This is a genomic window from Microbacterium sp. 22179 (assembly GCF_052045715.1).
Classification (GTDB): domain Bacteria; phylum Actinomycetota; class Actinomycetes; order Actinomycetales; family Microbacteriaceae; genus Microbacterium; species Microbacterium galbinum.
On the sequence record NZ_JBQEPJ010000004.1, the window covers coordinates 328,931 to 350,792 of the forward strand.

At 70.5% G+C, this 21,862-nt stretch carries 27 protein-coding genes; 10 read left to right on the top strand and 17 right to left on the bottom strand.

The window, feature by feature from the left end; genetic code table 11:
* The first annotated feature begins 87 nt into the window (after positions 1–87).
* Both ACTJKK_RS11510 and ACTJKK_RS11515 read left to right on the top strand, forming a co-directional pair.
* Entirely contained in the window at positions 88–1,188 is a 1,101-nt protein-coding gene (locus ACTJKK_RS11510) for a LacI family DNA-binding transcriptional regulator (RefSeq protein WP_247623777.1), read from the top strand.
* Entirely contained in the window at positions 1,185–1,946 is a 762-nt protein-coding gene (locus ACTJKK_RS11515; protein ID WP_336641213.1) for an HAD-IIB family hydrolase, read from the top strand. The genes ACTJKK_RS11510 and ACTJKK_RS11515 overlap by 4 nt, the downstream gene beginning before the upstream one ends.
* 117 nt (positions 1,947–2,063) lie before the next feature.
* On the opposite strand, the gene aztD is transcribed toward ACTJKK_RS11515, so the two are convergent.
* From aztD to aztB, 4 genes are read right to left on the bottom strand one after another with little or no spacing between them, the layout of a single operon-like run.
* Positions 2,064–3,266 carry a zinc metallochaperone AztD gene (gene aztD / locus ACTJKK_RS11520; RefSeq protein ID WP_440748088.1) on the bottom strand — a complete coding sequence of 401 codons (1,203 nt, stop codon included), beginning with the start codon at positions 3,264–3,266 and terminating at the stop codon, positions 2,064–2,066.
* Positions 3,267–3,297: 31 nt separating this feature from the next.
* Entirely contained in the window at positions 3,298–4,230 is a 933-nt protein-coding gene (aztC, locus tag ACTJKK_RS11525) for a zinc ABC transporter substrate-binding protein AztC (protein ID WP_440748089.1), read from the bottom strand.
* Between the two features lies 1 nt (position 4,231).
* Positions 4,232–5,518, bottom strand: a complete 1,287-nt coding sequence (locus ACTJKK_RS11530) for an ABC transporter (protein ID WP_440748090.1) — start codon at positions 5,516–5,518, stop codon at positions 4,232–4,234.
* On the bottom strand, positions 5,515–6,375 hold the full coding sequence (gene aztB / locus ACTJKK_RS11535; RefSeq protein ID WP_440748091.1) for a zinc ABC transporter permease AztB: 861 nt from the start codon (positions 6,373–6,375) through the stop codon (positions 5,515–5,517). The genes ACTJKK_RS11530 and aztB overlap by 4 nt, the downstream gene beginning before the upstream one ends.
* A gap of 55 nt (positions 6,376–6,430) precedes the next feature.
* On the opposite strand from aztB, the gene aztA reads away from it, so the two are divergent.
* Positions 6,431–7,078: a zinc ABC transporter ATP-binding protein AztA gene (aztA, locus tag ACTJKK_RS11540; protein WP_440748092.1), complete on the top strand. Its 648-nt coding sequence runs from the start codon at positions 6,431–6,433 to the stop codon at positions 7,076–7,078.
* A 25-nt stretch (positions 7,079–7,103) separates the two neighbouring features.
* On the opposite strand, the gene ACTJKK_RS11545 is transcribed toward aztA, so the two are convergent.
* Positions 7,104–7,310, bottom strand: a complete 207-nt coding sequence (locus tag ACTJKK_RS11545) for a hypothetical protein (RefSeq protein WP_247957452.1) — start codon at positions 7,308–7,310, stop codon at positions 7,104–7,106.
* A gap of 240 nt (positions 7,311–7,550) precedes the next feature.
* Here ACTJKK_RS11545 and ACTJKK_RS11550 point away from each other — a divergent pair, with 240 nt between their 5' ends.
* Both ACTJKK_RS11550 and ACTJKK_RS11555 read left to right on the top strand, forming a co-directional pair.
* A complete protein-coding gene (locus ACTJKK_RS11550) occupies positions 7,551–7,955 on the top strand; it encodes an ArsR/SmtB family transcription factor (RefSeq protein WP_440748093.1) in 405 nt (134 codons plus the stop codon).
* Positions 7,956–7,957: 2 nt separating this feature from the next.
* A complete protein-coding gene (locus ACTJKK_RS11555) occupies positions 7,958–8,935 on the top strand; it encodes an SRPBCC family protein (protein ID WP_440748094.1) in 978 nt (325 codons plus the stop codon).
* Between the two features lie 4 nt (positions 8,936–8,939).
* Here the strand turns inward: ACTJKK_RS11555 and ACTJKK_RS11560 are convergent, their stop codons facing one another.
* On the bottom strand, positions 8,940–9,575 hold the full coding sequence (locus ACTJKK_RS11560; protein WP_440748095.1) for a VanZ family protein: 636 nt from the start codon (positions 9,573–9,575) through the stop codon (positions 8,940–8,942).
* A gap of 207 nt (positions 9,576–9,782) precedes the next feature.
* Here ACTJKK_RS11560 and ACTJKK_RS11565 point away from each other — a divergent pair, with 207 nt between their 5' ends.
* Positions 9,783–11,144: an FAD-dependent oxidoreductase gene (locus tag ACTJKK_RS11565; protein ID WP_440748096.1), complete on the top strand. Its 1,362-nt coding sequence runs from the start codon at positions 9,783–9,785 to the stop codon at positions 11,142–11,144.
* A gap of 46 nt (positions 11,145–11,190) precedes the next feature.
* Here ACTJKK_RS11565 and ACTJKK_RS11570 read toward each other — a convergent pair whose 3' ends face one another.
* The 5 genes from ACTJKK_RS11570 to ACTJKK_RS11590 form a co-directional block, all read right to left on the bottom strand.
* Entirely contained in the window at positions 11,191–11,841 is a 651-nt protein-coding gene (locus tag ACTJKK_RS11570) for a Pr6Pr family membrane protein (RefSeq protein WP_440748097.1), read from the bottom strand.
* A 73-nt stretch (positions 11,842–11,914) separates the two neighbouring features.
* Positions 11,915–12,301 (bottom strand): DoxX family protein, encoded by a 387-nt coding sequence (locus ACTJKK_RS11575; protein WP_247623757.1) that lies wholly within the window; start codon positions 12,299–12,301, stop codon positions 11,915–11,917.
* A gap of 18 nt (positions 12,302–12,319) precedes the next feature.
* Entirely contained in the window at positions 12,320–13,054 is a 735-nt protein-coding gene (locus ACTJKK_RS11580) for a ribonuclease H family protein (protein WP_247623756.1), read from the bottom strand.
* Positions 13,055–13,358: 304 nt separating this feature from the next.
* Complete coding sequence (locus ACTJKK_RS11585; RefSeq protein ID WP_440748098.1) at positions 13,359–13,865, bottom strand: GNAT family N-acetyltransferase; 507 nt, start codon at positions 13,863–13,865, stop codon at positions 13,359–13,361.
* A 1-nt stretch (position 13,866) separates the two neighbouring features.
* A complete protein-coding gene (locus ACTJKK_RS11590) occupies positions 13,867–14,088 on the bottom strand; it encodes a hypothetical protein (RefSeq protein WP_247623754.1) in 222 nt (73 codons plus the stop codon).
* 124 nt (positions 14,089–14,212) lie between these two features.
* On the opposite strand from ACTJKK_RS11590, the gene ACTJKK_RS11595 reads away from it, so the two are divergent.
* Positions 14,213–15,259, top strand: a complete 1,047-nt coding sequence (locus tag ACTJKK_RS11595; RefSeq protein ID WP_440748099.1) for a mechanosensitive ion channel family protein — start codon at positions 14,213–14,215, stop codon at positions 15,257–15,259.
* 51 nt (positions 15,260–15,310) lie between these two features.
* Here the strand turns inward: ACTJKK_RS11595 and ACTJKK_RS11600 are convergent, their stop codons facing one another.
* Genes ACTJKK_RS11600 through ACTJKK_RS11610 form a run of 3 tightly spaced genes read right to left on the bottom strand, consistent with a single transcriptional unit; the run spans position 15,311 to position 17,206 of the window.
* Entirely contained in the window at positions 15,311–15,646 is a 336-nt protein-coding gene (locus tag ACTJKK_RS11600; protein ID WP_247957460.1) for a protealysin inhibitor emfourin, read from the bottom strand.
* Positions 15,621–16,685, bottom strand: a complete 1,065-nt coding sequence (locus tag ACTJKK_RS11605) for a M4 family metallopeptidase (protein ID WP_440748100.1) — start codon at positions 16,683–16,685, stop codon at positions 15,621–15,623. The genes ACTJKK_RS11600 and ACTJKK_RS11605 overlap by 26 nt, the downstream gene beginning before the upstream one ends.
* Before the next feature lie 50 nt (positions 16,686–16,735).
* Positions 16,736–17,206, bottom strand: a complete 471-nt coding sequence (locus ACTJKK_RS11610) for a hypothetical protein (RefSeq protein ID WP_440748101.1) — start codon at positions 17,204–17,206, stop codon at positions 16,736–16,738.
* A gap of 89 nt (positions 17,207–17,295) precedes the next feature.
* Here ACTJKK_RS11610 and ACTJKK_RS11615 point away from each other — a divergent pair, with 89 nt between their 5' ends.
* Entirely contained in the window at positions 17,296–18,825 is a 1,530-nt protein-coding gene (locus tag ACTJKK_RS11615; protein WP_247623750.1) for an SDR family NAD(P)-dependent oxidoreductase, read from the top strand.
* Positions 18,826–18,951: 126 nt separating this feature from the next.
* On the opposite strand, the gene ACTJKK_RS11620 is transcribed toward ACTJKK_RS11615, so the two are convergent.
* A complete protein-coding gene (locus ACTJKK_RS11620; protein ID WP_247623749.1) occupies positions 18,952–19,284 on the bottom strand; it encodes a winged helix-turn-helix transcriptional regulator in 333 nt (110 codons plus the stop codon).
* A gap of 77 nt (positions 19,285–19,361) precedes the next feature.
* Between ACTJKK_RS11620 and ACTJKK_RS11625 the strand changes: the two genes are divergently transcribed.
* Complete coding sequence (locus ACTJKK_RS11625) at positions 19,362–20,015, top strand: FMN-dependent NADH-azoreductase (RefSeq protein ID WP_440748102.1); 654 nt, start codon at positions 19,362–19,364, stop codon at positions 20,013–20,015.
* Between the two features lie 248 nt (positions 20,016–20,263).
* Here ACTJKK_RS11625 and ACTJKK_RS11630 read toward each other — a convergent pair whose 3' ends face one another.
* Positions 20,264–20,629 carry a hypothetical protein gene (locus ACTJKK_RS11630; protein ID WP_440748103.1) on the bottom strand — a complete coding sequence of 122 codons (366 nt, stop codon included), beginning with the start codon at positions 20,627–20,629 and terminating at the stop codon, positions 20,264–20,266.
* A gap of 10 nt (positions 20,630–20,639) precedes the next feature.
* Between ACTJKK_RS11630 and ACTJKK_RS11635 the strand changes: the two genes are divergently transcribed.
* Positions 20,640–20,942, top strand: a complete 303-nt coding sequence (locus tag ACTJKK_RS11635) for a hypothetical protein (protein ID WP_440748104.1) — start codon at positions 20,640–20,642, stop codon at positions 20,940–20,942.
* 169 nt (positions 20,943–21,111) lie between these two features.
* Here the strand turns inward: ACTJKK_RS11635 and ACTJKK_RS11640 are convergent, their stop codons facing one another.
* Positions 21,112–21,639, bottom strand: a complete 528-nt coding sequence (locus ACTJKK_RS11640; RefSeq protein ID WP_440748105.1) for a hypothetical protein — start codon at positions 21,637–21,639, stop codon at positions 21,112–21,114.
* Positions 21,640–21,862 lie beyond the last annotated feature (223 nt).

Below are 21,862 nucleotides of genomic sequence, written 5' to 3' on the forward strand. Positions count from 1 at the left end.
ACCGGTTTTGCTGTGCGAGGTCAACCTGCCGGACTTCCGGTGGAAGACGGCGCTAAATCTCGCTAAACGGTCGGTTACACTACAACCATGAACGCGACTCCCCCCGACGGCGTCGGCGCCGATCGGCCCGCCTCGCCCGTGCTGCAGCGCAAGATCACCATCGGCGACGTCGCGGCCAGGGCCGGCGTCTCGAAGAGCGCCGTGTCCTTCGTCTTCAACGGCCGCTCCGGCGTGGGTGAAGAGGCGCGCGAGCGCATCCTCGAAGCCGCTCGCGCTCTCGAATGGCGTCCGGATGCCCGGGCGCGCGCTCTCTCGCGCAGCCGGGCCCAGGCGCTGGGTCTCGTGATCCGTCGCGCCCCCGAGCTTCTGAGCACCGACCCGTTCTTCCCGCAGTTCGTCGCGGGGGTCGAGAGCTTCCTCTCGACCGTCGGCTACGCCCTCGTGCTGCAGGTCGTCGACGGCGAGGAGGCCGAACGCGAGGCCTACTCGCGCTTCGCCCACGAAGCACGGGTCGACGGCGTCTTCCTCACCGACCTCCGCGTCGAGGACGAGCGTCCGGCCGAGCTCGCCGGACTCGGGATGCCCTGCGTGCTGCTCGGTTCGGGGACCGGCGAGGGCACGGCCCCCATCGGGCTCGACGACGCCGCCGGCATCCGTCGTGCCGTCCGCCATCTGCACGCCCTGGGTCATGAGCGCATCGCGCACGTCTCGGGTTCCGATCGCTACGTGCACTCGCGCGTGCGTCGCGAGGCCTGGGCCTCCGAGCTCGCCCAGCTGGGGCTGCGCCCCGGCACCGTCGTCGAGGCCGACTTCACCGGTGCGGCCGGCGCGCGCGCGACCCACGAACTGCTCGACGACCCCGAACCGCCGACGGCGATCATCTACGCGAACGACATCATGGCGATCGCCGGCATCTCCGCCGCGATCGATCGGGGCGTCCGCGTGCCGCACGATCTCTCGATCATCGGCTTCGACGACATCCCGCTCGCGCCGTACATCATCCCGCCGCTGACGACCGTGCGACAGGACGTCTTCCAGTGGGGCAACGCCTGCGCGCGCGCCCTCGTCTCGATCGTCGAGGGGAACGAGCCGGGAGCGATCGAGCTGCCTCCGGTGGAGTTCATCGTGCGGGGCAGCACGGGGCCCGTGCGGGGGCAGGGCGAGGCGATCATCGAGGCGGCGGGATGACCGCGCCCGCTCCGCGCCTCGTGGCCTTCGATCTCGACGACACCCTGGCGCCGTCCAAGAGCGCGATCGACCCCCGGATGGGTGCGCTCCTGGTGGCGCTCGCCGAGCGCGTGACCGTCGCCATCATCTCCGGCGGGCGACTCGAGCAGTTCACGGCGCAGGTCGTCGACAGGCTGCCCGCCGCCGGCCCGGAGACGCTGGCGAACTTCCACCTGCTCCCGGCCTGCGGCACCCAGTACTACCGCATCCGTCCGCACGGGATCGAGACCGTCTACGCGCTCGACCTCGCTGCGGGGCGTCGCGCCGCAGCGACGGCCGTGTTCGAAGAAGAGGCGCGCCGGCTCGGCCTGTGGGAGGAGACGACCTGGGGCGACGTCATCGAGGACCGCGGCTCGCAGATCACCTTCTCGGCGTTGGGGCAGCAGGCTCCGCTCGACGCCAAGGCGGCTTGGGATCCGACGGGCGAGAAGCGCAACGCGCTCAGCGCCGCCGTCGCCGCTCGGTTGCCGGATCTCGAGGTGCGCTCGGGAGGGTCGACGTCGATCGACGTCACCGAGCGGGGCATCGACAAGGCGTACGGCATGCGACGGCTGGTCGAGCAGACCGGCATCCCCCTCGACGACATGCTGTTCGTCGGCGACCGGCTCGATCCCGCCGGGAACGACTACCCCGTGCTCGCGATGGGAGTCGAATGCCATGCGGTCACCGGCTGGGAATCGACGGCGGAGTTCCTGGAGGGTCTCCTCCCGCGGTTGTGAGGCGGGGCCGACACCCGTTCGGGAGGAGATCACACGGATGGGAGGACGGATTCTGAGAATTCGCCCTCCCATCGCGGTGTTCTCCTCCCGAACCGAGGGCGGGAAGAGCGCCCGGGATCAGCCGGCGGCCGGCGCGATCTCGTTGGGCGTGACCTCGAGCTCGGTGCTCGCGAGCACCTCGCCGGTGGTGAGGTCGACGGCGTGCACGCTGTTCGCGGCGGGCTCGGTCACGTAGGCGATGTCACCGGCCACGACGATCGCGGGGTGAGCGTCCTGCCACTCGGCGGGGCCCTCCCACGCGTCGATCACGGGGTAGGTGTCGGTGATCTCGCCGGACTCGGGGTCGAGCACGTGGATCGACCCGTCGGATCCGAGGATGTACGCGAGCTCACCCGGGCCGCGGGCGACGTCGCGGAACGTGTACTCCGCGCCCTCGGGCAGGTCGACGACCTCGTACGTCAGCGCCTCGGTGTCGATGAGGGTGACGGCGCCGAGCAGGTAGCCCTCGGCGTCGGGGTCGTTCTTGTAGTCGCCGACGATGATCGGGCTGGATTCGCTGACGTAGGCGTTGCCCATCCGGCCGTAGGGCTGGTCGGGGGCGGAGAGCTTCGTGATCTCGCCGTCGGCGTAGACCAGGGCGCCGTCCTCGCAGCCGAAGACGACGACCTCGTTCGCGGCCGTGCCCTCGCCGTGCACGCCGGGGCACTGGTCCGACGAGGCGATCTCCGCGCCGTCGGCGTCGCGCACGACGATGCCGTTGCGTCCGTCGGCGTTGCCGACGGTGGTGAGGAACGTGCCGTCCTCGAGCACGATCGAGACGCCGTGGTGCGCCTCGACGCCCGCGATGGTCTCGACCTCGGGAAGTCCGTCGGATGCCGCGAGATCGGCCGTGTCGAAGATGGTCGTGTCGCTCGTGCCGTCGGCGTAGAGGATCGTCTTGCCGCCGTGGCGAACGACGTGGCCGGGGGTGTCGGCCGCGAAGACCGTGTCGGTGAGGGCCGCGTCGTCGGAGGAACCGGCGCCGGTGTCGAGCACCTGGAAGCCCTCGCTCATCGTGACCATGACGTGCCGGTCGTCACCGGCCGGATTGAGGCGGGTGAACTCCTCGGAGTCGAAGTCCGCGACGGTCTCGAGGGTCGCGCCGTCCAGCACCAGGATGCCGCCGTCGTACGAGATCGCGACGCGGGCGCCGGCATCCGTCGTCGAGCTCTCGCTCGCCGGGGCATCCGCGGCGGGGGTGGTCGAGCAGGACGCGAGGGTCACGACCGCGCCGAGGGCGACGGCACCGACCAGCGCTCTGCGCAGGGGGAGTTTCTTCATGCAGGTGCTTCTTTCTCTGTGAGGGGTGGTCTCAGCGGGTGAGACCGGAAACGATGCGCTCGGTGTTGACGCGCATCATGGTCAGGTAGTCGGGGGCGCCGCCGTCGGCGTCGGTGAGCGACTCGGTGAAGAGCTCGATCACCTCGACGTCGATGTCGGCCTCGTCGGCGAGAGCCCGTGCGAGACGATCCGGCGACGACGACTCGGCGAAGATCGCCCGGACACCGGTCTCCTCGACCGCGTCGACGAGGTCGGCGAGATCGGATGCCGAGGGCGCGGCGAGCGTCGTGCCGCCGGGGATCACGGCCCCGACGACGTCGAAGTCGAAGCGCTCCGCCAGGTAACCGAAGACGTGGTGGTTGGTGACGAGGGCGCGACGGTCGGCGGGGATGCGGGCGAAGGCATCCGTCATCTCGGCATCCAGGTCGTCGAGCTCGGTGCGATAGTCGGCGACGCTCGACTGCAGGGCGTCGGGATCGATCCCCTCGATCTCGGCGAGCGCGGGTTCGAGCGCGTCGACGACGGCGAGCATCTGCGCGGGATCGGTCCAGAAATGGGAGTCCGGCATGCCCGCGGCATCGCCCTCGCTGTAGTCGAGCACCTCGATCGCGTCGCCGGCGACGAAGGTGCGGGCGTCGGAGGCGGATGCCGCATCGAGGTGCTGCTGCAGACCCTCCTCGAGTCCGAGTCCGTTCGAGACGATCAGGTCGGCCTCGCGCAGCGTGGCCGCCTCCTGCGCCGAGATCTCGAAGGAGTGCGGGTCGGCGTTGGGCTTCATGAGCGTGACCACGCGCGCCTGATCACCGACGAGCTGCTCGACGACGTCGCCGAGGATGTTCGTCGAGACGACGACGAGGGGGCGCGCGTCGGTCGCGGGCGGCGCGCACGCCGTGAGGGTCGCGGCGAGCAGGCCGACGGTGGCGAGGGCGGTCGCGGTGCGGGAGCGGAGGCGGGGCGGTCGCATGTCAGCGTCCTGTCTCGGCGACGAAGGCCGGCTCGGTGGCGGTCTCGAACGTGCGGGCGATGCGGGCGGCATCGGCGTAGTCGATCTCGTACAGCTGCCGCTCGACGGGGGCGCTGAGGTACGCGCGGTGCTGGTCGGCGACGAGCACCGGGGCCTCGCCCGACGCGAGCGAGGCGGCGACGAGGGGTGCCGTCTCGGCGAGCAGCGAGCCGTCGGCGGCGCTGAGCACGAGCATCCGCCCGTCCTCGGCCAGCCCGAGAAGGTGGCCGTCTTCGTCGTCGACCGCGGTCACGTGCACGAGCGGGGCCGGTGCCGTGAGCAGCGTCCAGGTACGGGCCCGGGTGTCGAGCAGGCGGATGTCGGTCGGGCTCGCGAGACCCGCGACGGTCGGGCGGCCCTCGCGGTTGTCGAACGAGGTGACCGCGCCGGTGGGAGCATCCGCGGGGTACGGGATGCGCTCGACGACGAGCTCGCCGTCGTCGACGTGGGCGAGCAGGGCGCCGTCGGCGCATCCGATCACGGCGCCGACCCGGGTCGTGATCGTGCCCGAGGGAGCGGCGCACGTCTCGTCGAGTCCGGTCGGTTCGCCGTCGGCGGTGTAGCCGGCGACGCGCGCCCCGACCCCGTCGACCGCCTCGGTGACGAGCGCGAACGACCCGACGGGAACCACGAGTCCGGCGTGCGGCTCGCGCTCGAGGCGGAACTGCTCGCGGATCTCGCCCTTCGAGAGAGCCTCGGTGCTGAGCAGCACGGCATCCCCCGAATCGGTGAACGAGATGCCGGTGCCGCCGGAGGTCGAGCTGTTCGTCGTGGCGACGGTCGCCGAGCCGTCGCCGTCGACCGTTCCGAGCAGGGCCGGGGAGGCGCGGTAGTAGTGGAAGTGGTCGACGTGGTCCCACGTCCACACGCCGCTGTCGACGATCTCGATGCCGTCGCCGACGTCGGCGAAGAGGTAGCGGCCGTCGGTGGTCATCGCCCGCGGTGCGTCGATCGCGCCGATCCCGGTCACGGTCTCGTCGAGCAGGTCGAGGTGCGTGACCGTGCCGGCGGGATCGATCGCCGTGAGTCCGAGCGGGGGTTCGGCGACCTCCTCGGCTCCGGCGATCGCGCCGTGACCGTCGCCGGTGGAGGGGGTGTCGGTCGCGGTCTCGGCTGGGAGGTCGGCGGGCGCGCCGGTGCAGGCGGCGAGGCCGAGCGCGAGGGCGCCCAGGAGGGCGAGGGAGGTCGAGCGGGAACGCACGGGGTCCTTTCGGGAGGAGGGGCGGGCGGGGCCGGTTCGGGCGGTCATGCCGCCACCGGTGCGGTCGTGGCGTGGGCCGTCGAGCGGATGCCGGTGACGGCGGTGCGGGCGATCCACGAGAGGCAGGTCAGAGCGATCGCCGCGGCGGCGACGGATGCTCCGGCGGCGGTCGCCGCGAACCAGGAGGTGACCAGGCCGAGGAACACGGCGACGATGCCGAACAGGCAGGCGAGCAGCATCCGTGTGGGGATGCGGGTGGTCCAGTGGCCGGCGGCGACCGCGGGGGCGAGCAGCAGACCGACCACGAGCATCGAACCGACGGCCTGGTACGAGGCGACGACCGCGAGGGTGACGAGGCCCACGAGCGCGGCCTGTGCGAGCCGCGGGCGCAGGCCGAGCACGGTGGCGATGCGGGTGTCGAGCGCCAGCGCGACGAACGAGCGGTGGAATCCGCAGGTCACGGCGAGACCGATCGCGGCGGCCGCGGCCAGCAGCACGAGATCGGCCGAGGTGATGGCGAGGATGTCGCCGAAGAGGATCGCGGTCGCGTCGGTGGCGAAGCTGCCCGAGTGGGAGATGATGATGACCCCGAGGGCCAGCATCGAGACGAAGAGCAGTCCGATGCTCGTGTCGTAGGAGAGCTTCGCGCGGCGCTGGAGCGCACCGATCCCGATACTCATGGCGACCGCGCTCAGTGCCCCGCCGGCCAGCACGGGCAGGCCCAGCACCGTGGCCAGCGCGACGCCGGGGAGCATGCCGTGGGCCAGTGCCTCACCGAGGAACGCCATGCCGCGGATCACGACCCACGTGCCGACGACGCCGCAGAGGATCGCCACGAGTGCGCCGCCGAGCATGCCGCGCTGAACGAACTCGAGCGCGAAGGGGGCGAGGAGAGGAAGGGTCACGTTGAGCGAGCCTAGGGCTTTTTGAGAATGATTATCAAACTCATATGATCGAGACATGACTTCGCCCCCTGTGCTCGCCGATCCGATCGCCGTCCTCGACGACGTGCACGTCGCCTTCGACGGCGTTGACGTGGTGTGCGGCGTCGATCTGTGCGTCGTGCCGGGGGAGTTCGCGGTCATCGCCGGGCCCAACGGCGCCGGCAAGTCGACGCTGCTCGAAGTGCTCGCCGGCACGCGCTCGCCGCGGCGCGGTCAGCGTTCGGTGCCCGGCGCCGTCGCCTTCGTGCCGCAGCGCGCGGCGATCCCGCCCCGGTTGCCCGTCACGGTGCGCGATGTCGTCGCCGTCGGCGTCTGGGGTCGGCTCGGCCCGTGGCGACGGATGGACGGCGAGGCGCGCACGGTCGTGGCTCGGTCGCTGGAGCGACTGGACATCACCCGCCTCGCGTCGAGCCCGTTCGCCTCACTCTCGGGCGGGCAGCAGCAGCGCGCCCTGCTCGCTCAGGGTCTCGCGCGGCAGGCCGACCTGCTGCTCCTCGACGAGCCCACGACCGGGTTGGATGCCGAGAGCAGTCGGCGCATCCGCTCGGTGCTGCGCGAGGAGGCCGATCGGGGCGTGGCGGTGGTGTGCGTCTCGCACGATTCGGCATTGCTGGATGCCGCGGATCGGGTGGTGCGGGTGGAGGAGGGGCGGGTCGTTCGGTAGCTCCGCCCCGCCCCATTCTCAGTTCTCAGGTCTCGGTCGGAGTCGGGGCCGACCGCTTCTGCGGCACCGGCTCCCACACGACGAGCAGGAACGCCGCGATCGGTCCGAAGAAGAGCGTGAGCAGGAACCACGTCCACGCCGAGCGGTTGCGCGTGCGGGCGTAGCCGCCCGCGAGCAGCGCCACGGAGGTCCACATCGCGGAGACCAGGGGGAACAGGGAGTTGTAGTCCATGCGCTCGACCCTAGGTCGAGGTTCCGGGCGGTGGCGGCGCCGGTCGGGCGCGCCCGCCGATCACCTGCAGGGAGTTCTGACACGTGCAGGGGGGAACCGGCGGATGCTCCCTGCATATGTGTTCTCTCCCTGCAGGTGAGCGCGGAACTGGGGCGCTTCGACGGGCTCAGCGACCCAGATCGGCGTGGTTCTGGGGGAACCTCTTGACACGCCCCCCGCCCAGGTCTAACGTACAACCAAATGGTTGCACAAAGAGAACTCACCGAAGCGGAGGTCGACCGTGTCTTCCACGCACTGGCCACGTCGACCCGGCGCGACATCCTGCGCCGGACGATCGAGAACGAGCAGTCGGTCTCGACCCTCGCCGCCGAGTACGAGATGTCGTTCGCTGCGGTGCAGAAGCACGTCGCCGTGCTGGAGGCCGCGAACCTCATCGTCAAGCGCGCCGAGGGACGCGAGCGCCTCGTGCGCGCGAATCCCGAGATGATCGCCCGCGCCAAGGCGCTGCTCGCCCGCTACGAAGAGCTGTGGCGATCGCGCATCGCTCGCCTCGATGACCTGCTGGCCGCGCCCGCCACGAGCACCGACAGCACCACGAACACCACGAAGAACACCGAACCGACCGAACACGAACAAGGAGACTGACAATGCCTGTCACCGATGTGATCACGGATGCCGAGAACCTCACCATGACGGTCGTCGCCGATCTGGCGGCCCCGGTCGAGCGGGTGTGGGACGCCTACAGCGACCCGCGTCAGCTCGAGCGCTTCTGGGGTCCTCCCGGATGGCCCGCCACCTTCACCCACTGGGACCACACCGTGGGCGGCAAGGCCAACTACACGATGAACGGACCGCGCGGCGAGAAGGCCTCCGGCACCTGGGAGTTCCTCAACATCGACGGCCCGAACGGCTTCGAGGTCCTCGACGCTTTCGCCGACGAGGACGGAACCCCGAACCCCGACCTGCCGTCGATGCGCATGACGTTCACGTTCACACCGACCGCCGAGGGCACGCGCATGGTCAACACGAGCTACTTCGCCTCGGCCGAGGCGCTCGAGCAGGTCGTGGCGATGGGCGCCGTCGAGGGGACGACGCTCGCGATGAGCCAGCTCGACGCCGTGCTGCAGGACCTCCGCGACTACGCGCAGGGCAAGGGCACGCGGGTCGAACTGCTCGACGACACCCACGTGCGCATCACGCGACTCGTCGAGGGGCCGCGCGAACTGGTCTGGCGTGCGCACAACGAGCCCGAGCTCATGAAGCAGTGGCTGCTCGGACCCGACGGCTGGGTGATGACCGAGTGCGTCGTCGCCACCGAAGTCGGGCAGACGTACCGCAATTCGTGGGCACCGACCGGCGACACCGAGGGCGAACCGTTCGGCTTCGAGGGGGAGGCGCTGCTGATCGACGCCCCGAAGCGGTCGGTGCAGACCGAGCGGATGATCGGGATGCCGGTCGAGACGCTCAACGACCTCAACCTCTATGAGGAGGACGGCGCGACCCTCATCACGCTGTACATCGAGTACCCCGACAAGGAGACGCGCGACATGATCCTCGCCACCGGCATGGCCGACGGCATGGAGACCTCGTACGCCCGTCTCGAGCGGGAGCTGCTCGCGGTCTGACCGTTCACAACTCCGGAGAAACCGGCCGATTCCGCACGGATCGGCCGGTTTCTTCGCGTTGCGGGCGCGGATCTCCGGAGTCGTGGACGGTTGCCGGTGCCCAGCGGAACCTGTCGACGAACCGGCCCAGTCGAGGCATCCGCACGAGGAGGAGCAGGATGCCGTAGCCCAGAGCGCCGCCGGTGACGTTCGAGAGGAAGTCGTTGATGTCGGCGACGTGCCCGCCCGCGAAGAACCGCTGTGCCGCGAGCTGAGAGAGCTCGACGGCGAGGCTCACCCCGGCGCTGATCGCGACGACTCGCGGCCACGTCGGACGTGCGAGCACGAGCGCGACGAGGATGCCGAGCGGCACGAAGACGAGAACATTCGTGAGAGCGTCGGCGATCTCGTAGTCGGCGAAGGGCACGAGCGCGAGCGCTGGAGTCCAGGGTTCCCCACTGCTCGGCTTGTTCAGGAAGATCGGGAAGATCGTGTTGCCCACGATTCCCGCCGCGTACATTGCAAGGGCCGCGGCCACCGCGGCGCGGGGCCACGAGAACGCACGGCGGATCTGCAATCGCCACAGCATCAGCAGGAAGACCACGAGCGCGAGGGGAATGACGACCGGCAGCACCGGCACTTCGCCGAAGGGATTGTCCATCGCATTCGACGTTACGGTCAATGCCGTCGCCGCCGCGTCATCCCGCGGAGTGATGTTCGGCGCTCGCCCGTGGCACCAACTCAGGAGGAATCGACGATCCGGGCCCGAATCCGGGGGTCTCCGTGCCCGACGGCCGCACTCTTCCTGAGTTGGGTACGCCCTCCCGAGGAGCCACCGTCCACCCGGGCGGGATAAAGTGGCGACACGATGAGGATCACGCGCCGCACTCTGCTTCTGGGCGCCGGGGCCGGAGCCCTTTCGGTGCTGCTCGCCTCGTGCACGCCCGAACCCGAGCCCACGCCCACGCGCACTCCGACGCGTTCGCCCGAGCCGCAGCCCACGAACGGCGTGCCGCTTCCGGCCGCCAGCGTCCGCTCGACCTGGACGAGCGACCAGTACGCGTTCGGTGCCGTCAGCTTCGTGCCCGCCGGCGTCGGGGCCGAGACCCGCAGCGCCCTCGCGCGTCCGGTCGACGACCGCCTGTTCTTCGCCGGCGAGGCCACCGATGAGGAGGCCCCGGCCACGATGCGCGGCGCGATCGCCTCGGGTGAGCGCGCCGCCGACGAACTGCGGGATGCCGCGGGCGACGGCGAGCGCATCGCCGTGATCGGTGCGGGTCTCGCGGGAGCCACGGCAGCCGCGCGGCTGAACGACGCGGGCTTCGAGGTGACCGTTCTCGAAGCGCGCGACCGCGTCGGCGGACGCGTGTACTCACGGGTCGACGACGCCTGGCCACTTCCTCCGCAGCTCGGCGCATGGCTGTTCGGCGAGGCGGATGCCGACCTCGTGCAGACGCTCGAGGCCGAGGACATCTCCGTCGTCGATCTCGCGGGCTCGCTCTGGCGCTCGCCCGACGGAGATACGGATGCCGTCGCCACCGAATCCCTGACCGCGGCGATCGCCACCGCTCAGGCCGCCCCCGTCGACAGCTCGGTCGCGGATGCTCTCGTCGCGGCAGGCGTCGACACGGCCGACCCCACGATCCTCGCCCTGCTGGCGCTTCTCGCCACCACCTCGGGCGCGGAGGCCGCGAAGCTCTCGAGCTGGTTCGCCCCGCCGCTCCCTCCGGCCGAGCCCCGCGCCGCCCGCGACAGCCTGCTGCCGTTCATCGAGCACACGCTCGACGGCGTGCAGGTCGGTCTCAACCAGCCGGTCACCCGCCTCGCCTACGACGACACCGGCGTGAGCGTGCGCATGGGCACAGGTGAGGCGTTGTCGTTCGATCGCGTCGTCGTGACGGTGCCGCTCGGAGTGCTGCAGGAGCAGGGCATCGAGTTCGACCCGCCGCTGCCGTTCGCCAACCGCGGCGCGATCTCGGCGCTCGCGATGGGGTCGATCGAGACCGTGTGGCTGCGCTGGGACGAGCCGTTCTGGAATGCCGAGGAGGCGGTGTGGCACACGGTCGGCGGCGATGTCGGCATCCGCACCTGGATCAACCTGCTCCCCGCGACCGGCGAGAACGTGCTGGTGGGGATCGTCGGCGGCGATGCCGCGGCGAGGTTCTCGGAACTCGGCAAGGACGAGTCGGTCGCCCTGGCGCTGGAGGCGCTCGGGCCCTACGCCGCCTGACGCGAGGCCGCGTCGCCTGACACGGCGGCACGCGGCGGTCCGTCGTCTACTCGGCCTGATCCTGCCGCAGGCGACGGGGCAGCGGCATCCGACTGATGAGCACGAGCGCGGTCGCGACGGTCGCGAACGTCGCGAGGGCGATGCCGGACGACACCAGGAATTCGGCCGGTCCGCTGATCTGCCGCGGGTCGAGGAAGTAGTACGGGTACCAGCCGATGATCGGGCCGCGGATCATCGTGAACCCGCCCCACACGAGCGGGTAGATCAGCGTCGCCGGGATGACCCGCCACGGCACCGCGCGATGGCCGGGCGCGAGCGCCCAGGCGAGTGCGGCGCAGGCCGGTAGGTAGAAGTGCAGCACCTGATCGGACCAGGGCACGTCGATGCGGATGCCGCGCAGCCCCGCCTGCCAGACGAGGATGGCGAACACGATGCCGGCCGTGATCGTCCAGGTGAGCACGAGGGCGAGGGTGACGGTGAGCCAGCGCGGATCGCGGACCTTGCGGAGCGCGATGATGCCGGCGATCGTGAGCAGCACCACGAACGCGACGTTCGACTGGTTGGTCAGGTAGGCGAAGAAGTTCTGGCTGGCGATCGTGTGTGAGGCGAGCCCCCACGCGAGACGGTGGATGAGGGCGACCAGGCACAGCGCGGCGGCGCCGAGTCGGAGCAGGCCGAAGACGGTACGCGTCCTCACCGCTGCGTCACCCGCCGTCCACTCATCCGCCGAGTCTACTTTTGGTCGGCTCCGCGGGCCGTGGGAACGCGCCTCAGCGGCGCGTGCGGGTCGACCACAGAGCCAGTGCGACCAGCGCCGGCTGGAAGAACAGCCGCACGAAGCGCTTCATGTCGGTGTCGAGACCGAAGCCGTCACGCTGGTGCATCCACTGCGAGACATTGCCGGGGAACACCGCGATGAAGAACAGCGCGGCGATCGTGCCGACGCGACGGCGTCGCTTGCGGGCCAGGAGCAGCGCCGAGCCGAGACCGACCTCGACGACGCCCGAGGCGAGCACGGTGACGTCGGGGTCGAGTGGCAGCGATTCGGGAACCTGGGCCTGGAACTCCCGGCGGGCGAACGTCAGGTGCGAGACGCCGGCGAAGACGAGGGAGGATCCGAGGAAGATGCGGCCGATCGTGCGCGCGGTTGTCGACATGAGGCGAGTGTACGCGCGTCAGATCAGACGGCGCAGGGCCGCTTCGAGCGAGATGCCCTGCGCCTCGGCGCGGTCTCGCAGGCGGGCGTGCTCGTCGCCGGTGAGGCTCAGGCGCAGCTCGATCGGGTCGGCCGAGGGAGTGTCGAAGTCGTCGAACAGCGACGACGTCTCTGCCCAGAGCGGGGCATCCGAGGGCGCGGTCGTGACCGGTGCGGATGCCGCAGACGGGGCGTGCTGCGCGGATGCCGCGACCGGGGCGGAGGCCGCGACGGCGGCGCCGGCGCCGGAGGCGAGCGTGAACCCGGGTCCGCGACGCGGCTCCTGCTTCGCCTGATAGGCCTTCGCCGCGGCATTCGCCCGCTCGTCGGCGGCTTCGTTCAGCCGATCGCCGGCATGCCCCTTGACCCACGAGAACTCGACGTCGCGCCCGCGGATCGCCTCGTCGATGCCCTCGAGGATGTCGCGGTTGAGCACGGGGCCGCCGTCGGACTTGCGCCAGCCCTTGCGCTTCCAGCCCGGCATCCACTTCGTCACCGAGTCGATCACGTACCGGCTGTCGCAGCGGATGAGCAGCTTCTCGTCGGTGCCGGCCGTCGCGCGCAGCAGTTCGAGCACCGCCTGCAGTTCGCCCTGGTTGTTGGTGCCGTGAGGAGACCCGCCCGCCGCCCAGTTGTCGTCGTCGATGTACCAGGCCCAGCCATTGGGGCCGGGGTTGCCCAGAGCGGAGCCGTCTGCGGCGGCGGTGATCGTCATCCCTCCACCGTAGCCCGGGCCGCCGACGTCGCCGGGCGGGCCCGGTCTCGCGATCGTGAGGAGTCACAACACGCCGTTGCGGATGCCGACGGCGCGGCGTGTCTTGACCCCTCACGTGGGGGTGTGCGGGCGCATGAATCGTGAGGAGTCACGACACGCCCTGTCGGATGCCGGTCGTGCGGCGTGTTTTGACCCCTCACGTGGGGTGTGCGGGACAGGGGGCGTGAGGAGTCACAACACGCCGTTGCGTGTGCCGACGGCGCGGCGTGTCTTGACCCCTCACGAGGAAAGGGAGCGGGGCGCGTCAGCGCAGGGTGCGGCGCATCCGGATCTCGCGGCGACCGTCGGGGAGCAGGTCGCCGGGCTCGTCGAGGGGTGCGAAACCCGCGCGCTCGTAGGCGCGGTGCGCCGACGGGTTGTCCGGCATGACCGAGAGATCGAGGACGGATGCCCCGGCCTCCGTCGCCCAATCGACGATGCGATCGATCAGATCGGCGGCGAGCCCCGTCCCGCGCGCCGACGGAGCGACCCACATCGAGATCAGTTCGGTGCGGGAGGGGTCGTCGGCGACCGGCATGCCGGTGATCATCCCGACGACGTGCTCGCCCTCGATCGCGAGCAGGTCGTGCGCCCCGGGAACCGACAGCCGCTCGCGCCACCGCGACTCGGGCGCCTCGATCCAGTCGGTGAGCTGCGAGCCGAAGGCGGCGGGTGATTCGTGCAGGGCTTCGAGGCGCGCGGCGCGCCACAGCATCCATTCGTCGGCCGTCACACGGCGGACCTCGATGCCGTCGGATGCGGGGGAGGTCATGTCAGTCCTCGTCCGGTTCGCGGTTCTCGGTCGACACCGCGGATGGCGCCGGGGGCGCGACGGGGAACACGATCGAGCCGAGCTCGGCGCCGAGGCCGATCGACAGCGGGTCGACGGCGGGCGTGGTGGCGAGCGCGTCGACGCCGTCACGTTCGAGTGGCTCGGACGGAAGCCCGGCCCACTGGTTCTCTTCTTCTTCCGGGCGGTGCTGGAACAGTCCCATTCGCCCATTGTCTCTCCGTCGCGGCCGGGTGGGGTGGGATTCACACCGGATTGGTCGGTTGTCGCCGGAAGCCCGGTCAGGTCACAGTCAGACCCGCCGCCGTCGCGTCTTCTACGGTGGGGGCATGGCCGAAGACTTCTCGTGGAACCCGTGGCTCTCGACGGTCGTCGCCGTCGGTGTCGCCCTGCTGACCGCTGCCGCCGCGCTCCTGCTTCTCACCCTGATCGTCGTGCTCGTCAGCCGCAGGGTCGAATGGGTGAGGGAGCTGGCGCGTCGCGCCCGCAACGCCCTGTTCGCGATCGTCGCGGTGGTGGCCGTGTGGATCTCCTGCTCGGTGTCGGAGCCGGCGAACGCGGACTGGTGGCCCGCGATCTCGCGACTGTTCCTCATCGCGACGATCCTCACGGGGGCATGGTTGCTCGGGGCGCTCGCCTCCTTCGGGTTCGAAAGGCTCATGGAGCGTGAGGAGCAGGAACGGATGGGCCCCGATGCGCGGCGCCGGCGGACGCAGCTCCTCGTCATCCACCGGCTCGTGCTCGTCACGATCGCCATCCTCGCGCTCGGCACGGTGCTGTTCACCTTCCCCGAGATGCGAGCGGTCGGGGCCAGCCTTCTCGCCTCGGCGGGAATCGTCAGCATCATCGCGGGCCTCGCGGCGCAGTCGATCCTCGGCAACCTCATCGCGGGCGTCCAGATCGCGTTCACCGATGCGATCCGGGTCGGTGACGTCGTGGTCGTGGAGGGCGAGTGGGGACGGATCGGCGAGATCAACCTCTCGTACGTCGTCGTCTACATCTGGGACGAGCGGCGGCTCGTGGTTCCCTGCAACTACTTCACCACGACTCCGATCGAGACCTGGACGCGGCGGTCCGACAAGATCCTCGGCACCGTGTTCATGGACCTGGACTGGCGTGTGCCGATGGCGGAGGTGCGGGCCGAGTTCCAGCGGATCGTCGAGGAGTCGCCCTACTGGGACGGGCGGTCGTCGAGCGCGCTGGTCACCGACTCGCAGGGCGGGTTCGTGACGGTGCGCTTCGTGATGTCCGCGAAGAACTCCTCGGATCAGTGGGATATCCGATGCGAGGTGCGGGAGCAGATGATGACGTGGCTGCAGCGCACCCACCCCGAGGCGCTGCCGCTCACCCGGGTGGCGATGGAACAGCCCCGCTAGACCCTGAACCGGGGTGCCCGGGGTCGGCGTGCCGGGGTCGGCGTGCCGGGGTCAGCGTGCCGCCGCGCGGACGGCGTCGACGAGGTCCCGCCATGGCCCGGACAGGGCCGTGTCGGGGACATCGCGCTCGCGCCGCTCGCGGGGCGTGCGCGCACGGATGCTCCAGACGAAGCGGTCCGCCCCGGAGCTGCTCTCCAGATCGGCGTCCCACGGGCAACGGTCGATGCGATCGATCCACTCGCCCGCCTGATCGGGGGCGGCCTCGATGGTCCACCGACGGGAGATCCCGGCGATGCCGCCCGTGCGGACGACGGCGATGACCACCGGTGTCGCTTCGTCGTCGGCGGGCACCGATGCCGGATCAGTCGGCTGCGGGGACTCGCTCATCCTCATAGACTCCCACGGTCGTCCAGGCGCGTCGAGCGGCTGTCGCGGTGGCCTCATCGACCTCGGATGCCGCGGCGACCGTCGCGTCGGCGAAGGCCGTGAACGTCGCCGTGCTCGACAGTCCTCCGGTGAGCGCGCGGTACCAGACGGTGCCGGCGGTCTCCCACGCGTTGCCGCCGAGGTCGGTTGCGAAGAGGGCGAAGGCGCGGTTGGGGATGCCGGAGTTGATGTGCACGCCGCCGTTGTCTTCGGCCGTGCGCACGAAGCCGCTCATGTGGTCGGGCTGCGGGTCCTTGCCGAGCTCGTCGTCGTCGTAGGCCGTTCCGGGCGCGATCATCGACCGCAGCGCCACGCCTTCCACCGCCTCGGTGAAGATCTCGGCGCCGATGAGCCAGGTGGCGTCGGCGGCGCTCTGCCCCTGCGCGTACTGCTCGGTCAGCGCGCCGAACACATCGGCGATCGATTCGTTGAGCGCGCCGGGCTGCCCTTGGTACTCGAGGTTCGCGGTGTGCTGCACGACCCCGTGGGCGAGTTCGTGGCCGATCACCGTGAGCGATCCGGTGAACCCGCGGAACACCTCGCCGTCGCCGTCGCCGAACACCATGCGCTCGCCGTCCCAGAAGGCGTTGTCGTAGTCGACGCCGTAGTGCACCGTCGCGTCGAGGGGTGCGCCGGCATCGTCGAGCGAGTTGCGGCCGAACGCCGAGAGCAGCAGTTCGAACGTCGCCCCGAGCCCGTCGTAGGCCTCGTTGACCGGCGCATCGGCCACCGGCGGATCGTCTTCGGAGCGCACGACCGCGCCCGGGAGGTCTTGCGTGTTCGCCGCGTCGCTGATCGTGCGGTTCGGGGCATCCGACAGCTGCGCGACCAGGTCGCCGTTCTCGTCGATAGAGAGGTCGATACGGGCGCGGAACGGCGGCCGGCCCGCGGTGAGGGTCTGTCGCGCGGCGGCGGCCGCACGCGGGAACCGCCCCGATGCAGCCAGCCGGGCGAGCAGATAGGACGGGACGACTCCGTGGCGTTCGATCTGTGCGCTCATGCAGCGACCCTACGCCGGGTCTCCGACACTGGGGCAGGCTCTTGCGCTCGTCACGCCGGTTCGATGCTCATCACCGTCGTGCGCAGCCCCCCGCCGTCGAGCGGCACCTCGTAGCGCACCGGCATGCCGGGGTGGGCGGGCGAGAACCAGTACGTCTCCACCGGGGCATCCGGCCCGTCGGAGGTGTCGTAGCGCGTGCACTCGACGCGGCCGAGGGGGATGTCGATCGCCTCGGTCGTGACGGTGGTGTGGTCGGCGGGGAACGCCGCGTGGTGCTGCAGATCTGTCCAGGTGACCCGGCTCGTCACGACGTCGGCGGGGTTCTCGGCGAACCAGGCCCGGAGCGTGGCGCCCTCGGCATCCGTCAGCTCGAATCGGTTGAACCGCTCGTGCTGAGATCCGTCGGGTGACTCGACGAACAGGCGGATGGTCTTCCCGGCGCCGGTCGCCTCGCGGATCTCGTCGGCCGTGAACGGCGTCGGCAGCAGGCCGGGGCCGAGGACATGCGCATCAGTGGGCATGCAGACATTGTGCCCCCGTCGGGTGGCTCGGGTCGAGGGCTGCTCCCGCCCGCAGGGCACGCCCGGGTTTCTCGCGTAAAATCGGCACAATGACCGATGCGCCCCGCGACGACCTCAGCGATTCCGGCGACCTCGGCCCCGGCATCGATCCCGACGATCTCGCCACGACCCTGCGCGTGCTGAGCGAGCTGCACGAGATCGACAACGAGCACCCCGACTTCGTGGCCGTGCGCCACGCGACCGCCGCGATGTTCAAGGCCGTCAAGCGCGTGCGCCGCAAGGAGATTCGCGACGCCATCGCCGAGGCCGACAAGGCCGTCGTCGCCCGCACGGCGACCGGTGCCCCCGACCGCATCGACGACGAGACGCGCGGCAACGACCTCGCCACCAGCGTCGTCGACGCCCCCATCGCCGGCGAGCTGCTCAAGCCCCGCAACTGCTACATCTGCAAGCAGCCGTACACGCTGGTCGACGCGTTCTACCACCAGCTGTGCCCGGACTGCGCCCGCTTCAGCCACGGCAAGCGCAACGCCCGCACCGACCTCACGGGCAAGCGCGCACTGCTCACGGGCGGCCGCGCGAAGATCGGCATGCACATCGCGCTCCGGCTGCTGCGCGACGGCGCGCACACCACGATCACCACGCGCTTCCCGCGCGATGCCGTGCGCCGGTTCACCGCGCTGCCGGACTCCGCCGACTGGCTGCACCGTCTGCGCGTGGTCGGCATCGACCTGCGTGACCCCGCCCAGGTGATCGGCCTCGCCGACTCCGTCGCGGCCCAGGGGCCCCTCGACATCCTCATCAACAACGCCGCGCAGACCGTGCGCCGCTCGCCGGGTTCGTACTCGCTGCTGGCGGATGCCGAACTCCACCCGCTTCCCGACGGCCCGCTCCCCGAGATGGAGACCTTCGGGCACACCGCCGACCCGCACCCGCAGGCGCTGCAGGCATCCGTCGATGCCCACCCGCTGCTGTCGGTCGCCGCCCTCGGCGGAACCGTCGCCGAGCAGGGCGGCCAGGCACTGACCGCCGAGGACCTCGCCCGCGTCGCGATGGCGCCCGGTTCGTCGTCGCTCGAGAAGCACGCCGACGGCACCGCGATCGACGCCGGCGGACTCGTGCCCGACGTCAACACCGTCAACAGCTGGGTGCAGTCGGTCGACCAGGTCGATCCGCTCGAGATGCTCGAGGTGCAGCTCGCCAACACGACCGCGCCGTTCCTGCTCATCAGCCGCCTGCGCGCGTCGATGGCGGCGTCCTCGGCGCACCGCAAGTACGTGGTGAACGTGTCGGCGATGGAGGGGCAGTTCTCGCGCCGGTACAAGGGTCCGGGGCATCCGCACACCAACATGGCCAAGGCCGCGCTCAACATGCTCACGCGCACCAGTGCGGGCGAGATGCTCGAGAAGGACGGCATCCTGATGACCGCCGTCGACACCGGGTGGATCACCGACGAGCGCCCGCACTACACGAAGGTGCGGCTCGCGGAGGAGGGCTTCCACGCCCCGCTCGACCTGGTCGACGGCGCCGCCCGCGTGTATGACCCGATCGTGCGCGGCGAGGCCGGCGACGACATCCACGGCGTCTTCCTGAAGGACTACGAGCCCAGCCCCTGGTGAGTCGCGCGCCGAGACCCATCTGAGCCGCGCGCCGACTGCGGAGATCCGTCGCCGAGCAGTGCGGGCACTCTGGCGCAGCGGATGCCGCTGGACGGGCGGATGCCGCTGGACGGGCGGATGCCGTCGTCAGCGGCGTACGAGGTTGGCGGATGCCCAGGTGCCGAGGTCGTCGAGGATCGGCAGCAGTCCCTCGCCGCCGGGTGTGAGTGCGTAGGAGACGGTGACCGGCGGGCCGGCGTCGACAGTGCGTGCGACGAGACCCGCGTCGGCGAGTTCGGCGAGGCGGTCGGAGAGCACGGTGTCGCTGATGCCCGCGACCGCGCGGCGCAGAGCGACGAACGTGGAGGGGCCGCCGCCGAGCGACGACACGATCATGCCGTTCCAGCGCTTTCCGAGCACGCTGAAGGCGAGTGTGACGGCGGCGTCGCACCGGTGCAGATCGTGCTCGATCTCGGCCATGCCCCCATTCTAGCGTGCTACGTTAACCGGTATCGCTAAGAAAAACCGAGCGACTACGAAAACGAGAGGTGTCATCCATGTCCCTGTTCCGCCTCGATGCGAGCATCCTTCCCGCGTCGTCCGCCAGCCGGTCGCTCGCCGACCTCGTCGAAGCCGAGTGGACCGCGTCGCACCCCGATTCCCCCGTCACCCGGCGCGACCTCGCCGCCGACCCCGTGCCCGCGACCGCGTGGGCGGATGCCGTCACCGGCGGCTTCGTCGACGAGGCGCAGCGCACCCCCGGCCAGGTCGAGGCCCGCGCCCTCGCGACCTCGTTCGCCGACGAGCTGATCGGTGCCGACGCGCTGCTCTTCGCGGTGCCGCTGTACAACTACGGCGTCTCGCAGCACTTCAAGACCTGGTTCGACGTGGCCTACACCGACCCGCGCATCGACCCGACCGGCACCGCGCTGCGCGGCAAGCCCGCCACCCTCGTCACGGTGCTCGGCGGCAACTACGCGCCCGGCACCCCCAAGGAGGGCTGGGACCACTCGACCGGCTGGCTGCGTCGCGTGCTCGAAGACGTGTGGGGCCTCGACCTGCGCGTCGTGGAGCGTCCGTTCACGCTCGTCGGTGTGAATCCCGCGCTCGACGCTTTCGCCGACACCGCGCGCGAACTCAAGGAGAACGCCGAGACGGATGCCCGCGCCTACGGGCGCGAGATCGCGGCGCTGCGCGGCAACGTCGCCTGAACTCAGGCGGTGCGGGGAGGCCGCGCGCTCGTCTGCACGGAGATGTCACGTCTGCACGGAGCATCCGGTGGTTTCGTCGTGCGGGTGTGATCGATCCGTGCAGATGAGACGGCGGGAGGCTCGGTGCCTGGGGCAGTGAGCTTGCTGATGGGCCCGCCGTCGTCTGCACGTGCAGGGAGGATGCACACGTGCAGGGAGGACCGGGGGGATTCTCCCTGCACGTGTGCATCGCACCTGCAGGTGCGTGTTCAGCAGCCGGGGGCCGTGGGTTGTTCGGTGCAGGTGTGGGCGACGAGGGCGGTGTGGGCTTCGTAGATGCGGATCTGTTGGGTGGGTCCGGGGATGGTGAGGGTGCCGTCGAGGGGGATCCACCCGGTGCCGAGGTCGATCTCGGCGGTGTAGTGGATGGTGACGGTGGTGTCGTAGGTGCCGCGGTCGGTGTAGGTGTGGCTCGTGGCGGTGGGGGTGAACTGGGGTTGGTCGAGGGTGTCCCAGGTGGCGCCGGGAGTGGTGGTGTGGGCGGTGGTGCCGTCGCCATATGCGAAGTCGTAGCCGGCGGGGGTGAATCGGGCGGTGAGGGGTGCGCCGAAGAGGGTGCCGGTGCGGGTGTGCACGGATGCGGTCGTGACGAAGTTCGTGGGGAGTCCGGCGATGCCGACATTGGAGGGGTCGGCGGTCGGGGTCGCGGTCGCCGGGGTGAGGGTGACGAGGTCGGTGATGGAGATCGTGGGGGCCGCGGGGGCGGATGCCGGGGCCGGAGCCGAGGGTTCGGTGCGGCGGCGGGGCTCGAGGCAGACGCGTGCGCGGCCGGCGTCGGCGCGGCAGCGTTCCAGCTCACTCGGGCCGGTGTCGACCGGGGTGCCCGAGGTGCCGGGGGTGCCGGAGCTGGAGGGGGACCAGGAGGAGGACGGGGAGCCGGGTGACTGAGCGGCGGGTTGGGTGCCGGTGACGGTTACTGAGGTGCCGTTGGTCGAGCCGCAGAGGCCGGCTTGCGAAACTTGCGTACTGCAGGTTGATGCAGGGACGGCGGTAAATACTCCCGCGAGTACAACAACCGCAACGGCCGCGGAAGGTAACCACCTCCGACCTGCGCAACTCAGCACCGATCGACCTCGCCCTCTGATTCCAACGAGATACGAAGATTCGAGGGTGGACCGGTGAGCTCCACGATCTGGGAGACGACATCTCCTCGATCCGGTGGCGTGACGTCGGTGTCATTCGAGTCGAGCAGACGAACTTCGGACACGTCGAGGCAGACGAGCACCGAGACGCGAGCATCCGCTCCGATCGTCGAGTAGTCGATGCCCTCAACAGATGCGACGGTTCCTCCACGCGTCAGCCGCAGGTTGCGCTCATCGAAGAAGCGGATCCCGTCGATGTCGGCCTCCAGCGCCTCTCCGATGAGGAAGTCCTGCGGATCCGGATCCGACTCTCCCGCGATCCGCGCGTTCCCCGCCTCGTTGTACTCCCGGTACACCTCCTCCGCCGCGGCGAACGCCTCTTCCTCGCTGGCGAACGCCGGCGTCGGGGTGGGCGTGGGTTCCGGGGCGGGAGCGCAGCCGCTGAGCGCAGCGGCGGCGACGGCGAGTGCGAGGGTGGCAGCGGGGTATCGAGTCGACATCACCGCCACAAAGTAGCCCGAATCTGAGCGCACCCGCGGGAGTTATCCACAGGCCACCGTTGGGCATCACGGGGCGGGACCCTTCGACAGGCTCAGGGGCCCAGTTGCGGTGGGGTGGGCCCTTCGTCTCGCTGCGCTCGCTCAGGGACCGAGCGGCGGGTGGGGCCTTTTGACAGGCTCAGGGGCCCAGTTGCGGTGGGGTGGGCCCTTCGTCTCGCTGCGCTCG